At 61.2% G+C, this 11284-nt stretch carries 9 protein-coding genes and 1 pseudogene; 2 read left to right on the top strand and 8 right to left on the bottom strand.

Going from position 1 to position 11284, the window contains the following annotated elements; translation table 11 throughout:
* The first annotated feature begins 123 nt into the window (after positions 1–123).
* A complete protein-coding gene (locus EH240_RS35910; RefSeq protein WP_125007083.1) occupies positions 124–1227 on the top strand; it encodes a hypothetical protein in 1104 nt (367 codons plus the stop codon).
* Positions 1228–1236: 9 nt separating this feature from the next.
* Entirely contained in the window at positions 1237–2409 is a 1173-nt protein-coding gene (locus EH240_RS35905) for a site-specific integrase (protein ID WP_125007082.1), read from the top strand.
* A gap of 339 nt (positions 2410–2748) precedes the next feature.
* On the opposite strand, the gene repC is transcribed toward EH240_RS35905, so the two are convergent.
* The 8 genes and pseudogenes from repC to EH240_RS35865 form a co-directional block, all read right to left on the bottom strand.
* Complete coding sequence (gene repC, locus EH240_RS35900) at positions 2749–3954, bottom strand: plasmid replication protein RepC (protein ID WP_125007085.1); 1206 nt, start codon at positions 3952–3954, stop codon at positions 2749–2751.
* A 156-nt stretch (positions 3955–4110) separates the two neighbouring features.
* A complete protein-coding gene (gene repB, locus EH240_RS35895) occupies positions 4111–5115 on the bottom strand; it encodes a plasmid partitioning protein RepB (protein WP_125007081.1) in 1005 nt (334 codons plus the stop codon).
* Between the two features lie 67 nt (positions 5116–5182).
* Positions 5183–6388 (bottom strand): plasmid partitioning protein RepA, encoded by a 1206-nt coding sequence (repA, locus tag EH240_RS35890; RefSeq protein ID WP_125007084.1) that lies wholly within the window; start codon positions 6386–6388, stop codon positions 5183–5185.
* A 1560-nt stretch (positions 6389–7948) separates the two neighbouring features.
* The gene (locus tag EH240_RS39510) at positions 7949–8131 is read right to left on the bottom strand and encodes a hypothetical protein (protein WP_245436689.1); all 183 of its coding nucleotides are present in this window, start codon (positions 8129–8131) and stop codon (positions 7949–7951) included.
* Between the two features lie 538 nt (positions 8132–8669).
* Complete coding sequence (locus tag EH240_RS35880; protein WP_125007080.1) at positions 8670–8954, bottom strand: type II toxin-antitoxin system RelE/ParE family toxin; 285 nt, start codon at positions 8952–8954, stop codon at positions 8670–8672.
* Positions 8951–9229: an antitoxin of toxin-antitoxin stability system gene (locus EH240_RS35875; protein WP_125007079.1), complete on the bottom strand. Its 279-nt coding sequence runs from the start codon at positions 9227–9229 to the stop codon at positions 8951–8953. The genes EH240_RS35880 and EH240_RS35875 overlap by 4 nt, the downstream gene beginning before the upstream one ends.
* Before the next feature lie 350 nt (positions 9230–9579).
* A complete protein-coding gene (locus EH240_RS35870; RefSeq protein WP_125007078.1) occupies positions 9580–9789 on the bottom strand; it encodes a hypothetical protein in 210 nt (69 codons plus the stop codon).
* Between the two features lie 263 nt (positions 9790–10052).
* Positions 10053–11197, bottom strand: a pseudogene (locus tag EH240_RS35865) (site-specific integrase).
* Positions 11198–11284: the final 87 nt, after the last annotated feature.

Below are 11284 nucleotides of genomic sequence, written 5' to 3'. Positions count from 1 at the left end.
AGCGATTGTTTTTGCGGCGCAAATCAGTCATTTTCGGCCCCAAGATGACGCCGGCGACGTCCCGCGCGGCCGCGAACGACATAGGGAAGGCGGCTTTCCGCCGCACGAGAGAGGGCGCCCGGCATGTCCGACCAAAAACCCGTCCGCCTGCCCGACCCCGCTTCCGTCGAAACCGTGCTCGCATCTCTGGAGGCGCAGTCGGCCGACGCCGCGCTCGCCCCTGCCCTCAACAAAACCTTTCCAGGCTTTGCCTTCACCGTCGCGACGATCGACGATTTTTATTGGTGCAGCCCTCACGCCGTTGTCGCTGCCGACGGCACCCGCCGCGGCGATCATCGCGCCTGGATCGAGAGCGAGCTGGCCGAACTGGGCGGCGATCTCACCGCCTTATGGCACCGGCATCGCCAGGCCGGAGAAAAATTCGCCGAATGGCGCGGCACCAGCGCCTTCGCCTTTGCGCCGACCGGGCCGGGCGTCGCCGATTTTGTCCAGCTCTCGCTCGGCCGCGAGCTCGAAGTTCTGGCCGGTCCCGTGGTCGATCCCGACTATCGTCCCCGCAACGTCGACGATCTGTTCGAGCCGACCTGGGTTTCTCGCGATTCCGCTGCCGAGGCGCAGCAGCTCGCAGGACCAGTCTACCGGCTGCGCGGCCGAGCCGGCGGCGGCATCGTTCACATGAGGAGTTTCTTGGCGCGCCGGGCGCGCATCGACAAGGAACAGCGCGAGGCAGGCCGTCCCGAACTCGAAAACCGCGTCATCCGTGAGGTCGGCCCCGACGGCACACGCGACACCGCGTTTTTAGACGCCAATCCGGACTGGTTCGATTTTGTGCCGCGCGAGAACCGCTTTTTTGCCGACTGGCAGCGGTCGAGCGCTGGAGCCCACCGGATTTTTGACCATTGGGCCTTCGACATCCACGATCTTAAAGATCGTGGCCAAAAACGCGAGATCGGTTTTATCCCGCGGCCGCTCAAAATGCCCGCCGGGAAGCTGGCGTTGGGAGTCAATATCTCGGTGCACCGGCTGATGGAGCGCACCGAGGCGATCGACGCCGAGGTGGGCCTGCCCTTCGCCTGGTTCTTTCTGATGACGCACGGGCACTGGGTCGATCCGGACGTCGGCGATGCGATCGCGGAAGGCCTTCGCCAAGGACGGGTGCGTTTGCCCGATCGAGACGCCGCCGTGCTGCTCGCCTGGGCCGACAAAAAATATAAATATCTGTTCTGAGCCGCCGTCATGGATCTTCGCCTGCCAAAACCCGCATCCGACCAAAAACTGCGCCGTGCCGAGGCGCTCGATGCGCTGGATTCGGTGCTGCCATTCGACCGGCGCGATTTTCTGGCCGAACTTTTGACCGACGACGACGTCGCCACCCTGCGTCACCTCGCCAAAGAAGGCATCGGCGCAAATTCTTTGCGGGCGCTGGCCTCCGATCTCGGTTACCTCGAAGCGTGGTCGCTGGCCGCGACCGGATTTTCGCTCCCCTGGCCGGCGCCGGAGGCGCTGCTGATCAAATTCGTCGCCCATCACCTGTGGGATCCTGCAAAGCGTCAAACCGACGTTTCGCACGGCATGCCGGAAGACGTGACCGCGGCGTTGAAGTCGGCCAGACTGTTGCGCGTCGACGGACCGCACGCACCGAACACCGTACGCCGGCGTCTGTCCAGCTGGTCGACGCTGACCAAATGGCGCGGTCTTAGGGGAAAATTCAACGCGCCGGGACTGCAGAGCGCGATCAAGTTGGCGGTGCGCGCCAGCGCCCGCCCCCGGCGCCGCAAGAGCAAAAAGGCGGTGACCGCCGATATCCTCGCCACGGTGCTGAAAGCCTGCGCCGGGGAAAAACTCGTCGACGTGCGCGACCGCGCTCTTCTCATCACCGGCTTTGCCTCCGGCGGCCGCCGCCGCAGCGAGATTGCTTCGCTCAGGTTCGAGCAGATCGTCGAAGAAGAGCCGGTACCCGCCGATCCCAAGGCTCCCGACTCTTTGGACAAACTGCCGTGCCTAAAAATCCGGCTCGGCCGCACTAAGACGACACAGGCCGACAGCGACGCGTTCGTGCTGCTCGTCGGCCGTCCGGTCCTGGTCCTGCGGGAGTGGCTTGAGCGTGCCAACATCAGCGAAGGCGCCGTGTTTCGCGGCATCGACCGTTGGGGCAATCTCGAAAAACGCGCGCTGACGCCGCAAGCGGTCAATCTGATCCTCAAGCGCCGCATCGCCGAGGCCGGCCTCGACCCGCAAGCCTTTTCCGCGCATGGCCTGCGCTCGGGCTACCTCACCGAAACCGCCCGCCGCGGCATTCCGCTGCCCGAGGCCATGCAGCAGTCGCAGCACCGTTCCGTACAGCAGGCCTCGAATTACTACAACGATGCGGAGCGGACGCTCGGCCGGGCGGCGCGGGTGATCATATAGATCCGGATGATGGTGCAGGTCGCTCGCGGCGCGCGCGCATGCCGTTTCGCGCGGAACGCACCGTGCAACAAGCTCCCGCCCTTACGCTGCACGGAGATGTCGAGACCAAAGGCAGTGCCCGGCACAAAGTGCACAATGATCCCAAGGCAACTGACCGCGGGAAATCGACCCTCGGATCCCGACCCGGCAGATCGGTGATAAGCGCGTCGAGGCGCGGGATCGAATTGACCAGGACCGCCTTTGGAAAATGTCCGGACATGCGGAGTTCCGCCAGTGCCGTTCGCGCCGCGATGCAGCTCCTTCAGCTTCATACCGACACCCTGGAGACCGTCCCCGTGCTCATCCCGCCATCCTCGCCGTGGCGCCGTTCGCCTTCAGCGCCGCCATCAGCATCGGTCCGACCGAAAACGCCCCTGCCCTGGCCTTGTCAGTCAGCACGCGCAGGTATCCGCCGGCGGAATTGATGTGCTGAGCCCGTTGCAGGATGCAGGCAATCACGATCGCGGCGGTTTCCTGGCCCATCGCATGGCAGGCCTCCTCATACGCCGACGGCGAGACGCCAAGGTAGCCCCGCACCTGGGCGGCGGTAATCATGAAATCGCGCCAATTGTCGATGCCATCGACGGCGTAGTCCGCAATTTCGGGGCAGGCCTTCAGCACAAGCCCCAGCGGATAGGTTTTCGGGGGCTCTGCGGTTTTCGTGCTGGGCTCGGCCGTTGCCCCGCTTTTCTCCAAAGCAGGTTCAAATTCAAAAATAGAGTCGGTATTTGAATTAGATTGCTGCCGCTCGTTTTGAGACTCATTGCCGCTCGGATTCGTGGAATTCATATGAATTACCAGCAGCTTATCCACTTCGTCGTGTAATGCGGCCAGATCGGCTACGATCCGTTCGAGTTCGGCAATGCAGGCGCGGCGCGGAATTGCCTCCACAATGCCGCGGAAACGCTTCCACAGGCCGCGCCAATCGCCCGGGACATCTTCGTCAAACGCCGCCTCGATCAGCTTGTGGATGTCGCGGCGGTGCAAGGTAATCCGCTCGCGCATAAGCCTGAGCGCCCTGTTGTCGGCCCGGACACGCTCGGCCGCCGCCTCGAACTCGTAAGCACGAGCCAGCAACGGTGCCAGGGAGAAGCCGAATGCTTCCTCGATCTCCCCTCCCCGGCCCTTGCGGGCGTAACGCTTGCCGTTCGGGCTGTCCCGACGGATGATCAGCCCGCAGTCCACAAGCGCCGCCAGGTGCCGCCTGACCGTGGCATCGGGCATTCCGTGCGCCCTGAGCGACAGCTGAGCGTTCGAGGGAAAGACGATGAGGTCGTTTTCCTCGCTCAGCTCACTGTCAGGATAGAAAGAGAGCAGCGCATTCAGCACCGCCAGAGCACGATCGCCGATGCCGACGATGCTCTTGCCTTCGCATAGGTTGCGGTAGATCTGCCATTTGTCGACGATCCTGCCCTTGGGGATCTCACGTGACTCGTTTTGCGCTGCCAACATGGCAAGCGACATCGGCCGCCGCCCAAAAGGCGTCGTTGCAATACCCGTCTCCATTTCTTCCTTCACCTTCAATTAGGCAAAAGAAATCTGCTCGCCAAAACGACGCCAATGACTCTTGACAGTGATTCGTGGAGATGCGATTCTCAGCTTGCTTATGGTTGAGAAGGGCTTCCGCGACGGTGACGTTCGGGGGCCTTTTTCTTTTGCGGTTTAGTCTCCTGTTGCCTCTTTCTTCGATGTCCTGAATGCCTCGTAAAGGCTGTCCAGGTTCTCCGAAATGTATTCGCCGAACTCGGCCGCGTCTTTCGCTTTCAGCGCCAGACTGAAGGCCTTTCCATTGTTTTTAATCGTCGCGGCGACTGATTTGTCGGCCGGTGCCCAGGTTCTGTTGATCCGCGGAGCGAGCCCTTTCCTGATCGCCTTGTTGGACTTTGCTCCGTTCAGAAAATCAAAGAGCAAGTTGAAACGCTCGTCAGAATCCGCGGCCGCGAACTCTTCGCTAGCCACATAGCTGTTGGCAATTGGCGTGTTCTTCGGGTTCTCGACGAGCTTCCGAAGATCCAACCACCGGTCGCGTCCAATCCCTTTGGCCGGCCCAATCGCATCAATGATGACCGCAGGGATAGCTTTCGGAATCGTCAGCATCTTAGAGAGCGTCTGGTAGTCGACCGACAGAGCAGATTGGATGGTTTCTCGGCTGAACCCAAGCTCGCCCAGCTGCTGGGCGAACATAACACGCTCAATGAACGTAAGGTTGGCGCGTGCGGAGTTTTCCTGCCCTTGTGCGACAACGTGGTCGATGTCTGCCAGCGTCTTCACCACTGCGCGGACAGGCCTGCCGAGTTGTTTGGCAACTCTCACCCGTCGGTGTCCGAAAACGGCCATGTAGCGGCCTTCGGCGCTGGGATGGGGTCTTACAAGGATTGGGGTATCCTGTCCCCTCTCCCTGACGGCTTCCAGCAGTTCGTGGTATGCGTCGTCCTCATCAATGCTCATGCGATCAGGCACAAATGACCTGTCGACCAGGTCGGGATCAATTTCAATAACCGTTTCGCCTTCGGCGAGCTTGGAGGCTTGCCTGGCCAGTTCGTCGATCGACGATGAGATGGACCTCGCCGCTCCGAATTTGCGAAACCCGGAAGCTGGCTCGCCATCTTCTGCCGTTTCGGGCGCGGATTCCCGCATCAAATTGTCGAAAATGTGCTTTCTTGCCATTTCAGCGTCCCAAAATTTGGGTCATTCATCTGATTTCATTGCATTAAAACCTGACTTAGACGGCCGTCTATTTCGCACGTCCCCAAGCCCCGTGGATTAGTTCTCTGATTTCCGCGTTAACCGCTTCCATCGACTCCATGGCGCGGTCGTACGTTGCCCTATTCATCCCGGATTTCTCGACCTCATAAAGCGTCTGCTTCGTCAGCCCAGCATCCGAAATAGCGGTCGATTTCAACATCGGCGTCTTGAGCATTTGCGACGCGAGCATTGACTGCATGAATCCGACCATCTGGGCTTGCGGGACGTCGGTCGGCTCGTATCGAGTGATCAAATATCTGAACCAATCTAAATCTACTTCGCCGCCCGCCTGGCGAATTGTCTTCAGGATGTCGCCGAGCATCAGAAGGAACTGCGACATCGACATCAGGTCGAGCATCTGCGGATGTACAGTGATCAGCACCGAACTCGCCGCCGACAGAGCAGTGAGTGTCAAATAGCCGAGCTGGGGCGGACAATCGATTACGACCACGTCATAACGGTCATCGACCTCCTGCAATACCTTTTCGATGCGATTCCAAAACGTCTTGCCAGCGACGGAATTCTTATCCTGCATCGCCAGTGGAGTGTCGTACTCATATTCCTGCAATTCGAGCGATGCAGGGACAAGTTCAAGGCCTGGAAAGTTTGTCGGCAAAATTACGTCGGTGATGAGCTTCCGCTCGTCGTCGTAGCGGATCGCTTCATAGATCGACGGATTCTTGTCGAGTTCGGGTTGGATGCCGTGGAGGGCCGACAGCGAAGCCTGGGGGTCAAGGTCGATGGCCAATACACGGTGCCCCGTTAGCGCCAGATGTTGCGCAAGGTGTGCGGCCGTCGTTGTCTTTCCGCTGCCCCCCTTGAAATTAACAACAGCAACGACCTGCAGCTTCTCTCCCCTGCGGCGGTGAGGAACGTATTTCTTCACATCGGCTCGGCCGTGACGATCGAGCCAATGACGCAGCTCCATGATCTGCTCGGCCGAATATGTCCGCCGACCCCCGGCGTGTATGGTGGGCTCGACACCTTTGCCTTCCAGGTGCAGCTTCTTGAGATTGCTAGTCGAAACCCCGAGGAAATACGCCGCTTCCCCGAGTGAGAATTGCCGTAAGGTCTTCCTTGCGTTCGGCGGGAATGTCTCGAAACGAAGCTGGTTCAGTTTCCTGGAAATCTCGCGGCCTTGTGCCAGAATGGTGTCGTCGAACAAAGGTTTCGACACGGGCGCTAAAACGTTCATGTTTTCCGGAACCTCAAGTGACGGCATTTCGGCGAATTTCTTTCGAATGCCGTCATTATGTCCGATTCGTTCGTGCCGACAAGAAATTTTAAGTTAACAAAAGGTTAACGCTAATAACTGTGCCAGAAAGCTGTGCGGAACTGGTTGTGTGATTTTGAAACTCGGCACCCGTGTGTCCCGGGCAGGCTGGGAATACGATCCGGCGGTTTCCATTCAAGCGGGGACTGTTCCAGTTTGGTTCTGAGCGCAAGGAAGATCGAAGGATTGTCGGCGATTCCGGCCTCAGACATTTGAGAGTGATAACCGGCTCGCACAGATCTGGTCTACTCTAGGCAGCGATATTGGAATCAAAAGGGCTACCTAAGCGTCCCCGGTTTGACCAAATGCGCCTTCTGCAACTTCCCGTCGGACCGGCGCTGTCCGCGTTCTCGAAGAATCCGGCTTCGTGAAAGAGACAATTTCCGGCATCTGAACGGCCCAAAGACTGTTTTCACTAGCTTTTTTTGCCATTTAGACGGCGGTCTATTCGATATCCCATTGCGGTCCGTCACGCATGGCCGACGGCGGACGGTCGTGCCCCGCCCCAGAGCGTGAACTCCCGCCAAGCCAACCGTCACTATCTCGACAGCCGCCAGGGGACCCTGCGGGCGCGTGCGGGCTGTCGAGACACAACAGGCCTTGCGCCTTCAGGGTCGCTGCCACGTCTTCCAGCATGTCGTGCGTGGACAAACGATCGCGCTTGGCGGGATCCAACGGACGATGCGCGACGAACTTGATCAGCAGCGCCCTCCGGCGCCGAAGGGCAGCAGCCGACCTATGACGGCCTGGCAACTACGCTTCGAGATAGCCGACGTCCGACCCAAGCGCGTTTAACGAGGTCTCGCCAGTATCTTCCTTTCCCAGATGGCGTCTAGCCAGAAACGCGCGGCGATCGAACGGCAGACCTAATCGAGCGCGTCGGTGAGCTTGGCGCGCCGTCAGCTTTGCTTGGGATGCGAGCTTTGGCACATGAATTCATGGCAGCCACTCAGAACAAATACGGCTTGTCGGCCCAGGCTAGCAGAATGGCAGCATCTTGGTCGGGCAGCCGCACCCGTCTCGCGCGGAGGCGTTCGGCGATTGCGTGGCCGACATTCGGATCAACCCAGTGTCCGTGCGTCATCAGAAAGAACCGGGCGAAGGGCAGGCCTCGTGGATGTCGAAGGCCCAGTGGGCAAAGATGCGGTCGGTGGCCGCGCTCGATCGCTCCCAGTCGGCAAAAAAGCGGACATCGCGCGGCACGAAAATGAACCAGTCCGGATTGGCGTCTAAAACGCTCTGTCGCGCGTGCCGTCGGGGCCGACCTCACGGATGATGCGGTTTTCGAGCTCGGGCCGCCTCGCCTCACGTTGCTCGCGTCCAAGGCGCCCACTGCGCGCCAAAAAACTCCGCATATGGACGATGCCGCGCAGGCGGTAGACGGGTCCGGAAAGTAGTGGCGTTGGCGCGTCAATGGCAGGCTCGCGCAGCACCCAGGTCGGCTCTAAGAGATGGTCGATGCTGCTGGGGCGGTAGTTGGGATCAAACTGCGGGGCCGGCCAGGACCTCGAACTCGCGGCCGAGCGAGAGTTGCACGAAGTCGGCGACGCCCGGTCCGGTCGGTGCAAAGGCGAAGGCGCTGGCGCCGGGCCATTCGGCGAAGTTCTTCCCTTCCTCGCGATGCCGGTTCCAGAAGGCGGTGAGATCGCGGTTGAGTTCGGCCAACTGCCTCTCGACCCAGGCGCGATCATCGCCGCAGCGCGTGCCATCAGCAGCGATAACGGCGTGAGGGTTCCACCAATAAGGATCATCGATGGTCACGACGGTGAAGGCAAAACCTGGAAAGTCCTTGTTGAGGGCAGGGGCGAGCTCGGCATCGGCCGACTACCCCTCCAGAGATGGGAGCTCGGCCTCGGCGGTGGCGGACATCGGGCAAGCGGATCGGCTCTATTGTCATTCCGGCGCTCCTCACATCCAGGTGGTCCACTCAAGCAGGGCGAGCGATTCCATTAAACCAGGTCAAAGAAAAAGCCACAAAGCCCTGCGTTTCCAGGGCCGCCCAACGATCCAAGGTCAGAATTTTCGCGGATCTGGGCGGCGAGACCAATCACTGTCGACAAGAGTGATTGTGATAAACGCTGTAGCCTTTAGTTTCCGATCTCAGTTGAAGCGTGAGCTGAAATTCCAGCCCAAATTTCGGTCCTTGCGGGGTGCGTTTACGGGAGTGTGGCGCGAAAATCCTGCCTTTGACATCAGCCCCGCCTTACTCTCTTGTCGGCGGCCACCGGCGAGCTGTATGCACCAGAGCCAGCACCCACAAGTTTTCACCTTCGACTTGGTAAACCAGATGGTAGCTCTCATGTGGAATCAGCTCGCGCGTGCCGGTGATTTTTCCGATGCGGCCGAGCTTGGGGAAATCCGCTAGCCTCGCCACTGCGTCGCTGAAAAGCTGGTCCATCCGAGCGGCCGCTGACGGGCTGTCGGCCGCAATGTAGTCCCAGATGTCGGCGCGGTCCTGTTCGGCCTCTGGCGTCCATACGACCCTCACGCCTGGCTTACCGTCTTGGCACGCCGGGCGGCGAAGTCAGCCTCGATCTCATCATTCGTCCGGCCTCGGCCGGCCCGCATAGAGGACCGCGCGACCTCGACCTTGCGGCGGAGGAACTCGTCATACTCCCGCTCTTCGCGCCGGCGCTCAATGTAATCACGCATCAGCTCGCGAACCACCTGTGAGGCCGGCCGATGGTCGGCTTCGGTTTCGGCCATGAAGGCGTCGCGCAGCTCCGGTTCGAGCTTCATCGTGAAAACCGCCTCTTTCGGCATGCTCGGCCTCCTGCGGGCTAGATACTCATGAAGTATATACGTTGTCGTCACCAGCCGGCAAGCCGGCAAAGTCGACCGTCCTCACGCGGGGGATGGGGCTTGTTCAAAGGACGCCTTGGTTAGGAGGGCAAAGCGCGGCTGCCTGACCGGGCGAGCGACATGCTTGTCGGATAGCCGGTCGACGTCGACGGCCTTGTTGCCTTTGAGAATCCGCAGGACGAGCGAGGCTCTCGCGATGCCGCCGAGGCGGATTCGGCGCAGTCTGAAATCATGATGGCTGGATGGATTTGGGAGGGCGCGTACCGGCCTTCGTTTCCGTTGGCGCAGCCAGTCGTGTCAGCAGCGGTGGCTCATTCGTCGCCTGCGAGACCATCGAACGCCTCGATCAGCGCATCGACGATCGCTTGGCCGAGCGCCTGTGCTGTCTCAGCGATCTGGGCTTCGTTTCCCTTGCGGGCCGCGGTGGCGAGTTCCGAACCCTGATCCGTGAGGATCGCATTGGACCTATCGATCGCCCATTGCGCAAAATCGTTACGGCTGTCGATGATCCTGGTTTCCATCGATGCGCGCTCCTTCGTTTACAATTTGTTGGCCAATTCGGGTTAGGGTCAGGAGCGCGATGGGTATTGCGTTCGCGCCAATACACTCCTCGAGGCTTGCAGCGTCAAGCTCGCTGGGCAAGCCGTTTCTCCTCGCGCAGCCCGCGATATCGGCCGATGCGGGACCCATTTCCCCGTCGTTGAGACCGATCACGTCGGGCCCTTGACGGAAAAGCACTCCTTGTTCGATTCAAACGGGAAGGGGAGGGGGCTTTCCCGACCTCCTACAGGCCACTCGCCTTGGTGAGATTGACGCGGAATCGGTCGCGGCGCCGCTGATACTTTCGGGTCATCTCGGCCGAGGCATGCCCGAGCTGCTTTTGCACGTAGCGTTCGTCGACTTCGGCCGAGGAGGCGAGGCCCGCGCGCAGCGAGTGCCCGGAAAATTTCATCTCCCGCTCGCCCTCCGGAAGATCGCCGCGCACGCCGGCGGCCAAGGCCGTGCGCTTGACCAACCGGGCCACCTCCTGGTCGTTCAGCCGCTCCGAGCCAACAGCCTTGCCTTGGCCGGTGACGCGGCTGGACAGCGGTCCGTGCCCGATGCGAGCGAGCTTCAGCCAGGTCTGCAGGGCGACGACGGGGCAGGTGGCGTCGGACGAGCCGCGGCCGATCTCGGCCTCCCGCCAGCCGGTCTTGCCGCGCAGCGTCACCAATATGCCTTTGTTGAGAACCTCGACCCAGCCGCGGCCGTCCTCCGTCTGGTCCCTGGCGGCGTCGAGACCGACGATTTCGGAGCGGCACACCCCGCAGGCAAAGCCGAGTAGCAGCATGGCGCGGTCGCGCAGCCCGCGCAGGGTGCCGCGGTCGAGTGTTTCCAGCATGGCAATCAGATCCTCGGGCAACACCGCCTCCTTTTGCCGGGGCGGCGCGGCGTATTGCGTATGCCGGCCATGATAGTCACGATGTGACGGTCCTTGCGGTCGAGCGGCTGCCCGCGCTGGGTGAAATTCCAGGTCAGCGACGACAGTCGCCGCTCGATGGTCGATACCGAGTTGGGCTGCTTGTCTCCGGAGACAGACCCGGACGCGCAAGCGGTGATATAGAGGCCGACCACTCGCGGATCGGGCGAGAACGCGTCGACACCCTGCCGCCGCGCCCAGGCGCAAAAATGCTTCCAGTCGGCGGCATAGGCGCGGCGGGTGTTGGCGGAGCTTGCCGCTTCGACATAGTCCCGCGCTCGATCGGCGAGCTTCTCGAGATGCGCCGGCAGGCGCGGACCATGATCCGCCTGAGCTGCGGCCGCCGGAAGGAGGGGAGGGGGGTCCGTGTCCTCGCCCACCCCAGGGACTCCCAGGGCACGGACGATCTCGATGACGTCCGGGAAATCGTCGTCCTGCCCGGCGCCTTTGGACCTGTCGGCGGCCGTCATGATCAAAGCCTCCCGCCGAGACGAAGCGCGGCCTCGAAAGAGGCCAACGGCAAAAATAGCGACAAAGGCCGATCCTCCAGGCCCAGG

Source organism: Mesorhizobium tamadayense (genome assembly GCF_003863365.1).
Taxonomy (GTDB): Bacteria; Pseudomonadota; Alphaproteobacteria; order Rhizobiales; family Rhizobiaceae; genus Mesorhizobium; species Mesorhizobium tamadayense.
Note: the sequence above shows the minus strand (reverse complement) of the source record. Positions and strands in the feature narration are given on the sequence as shown.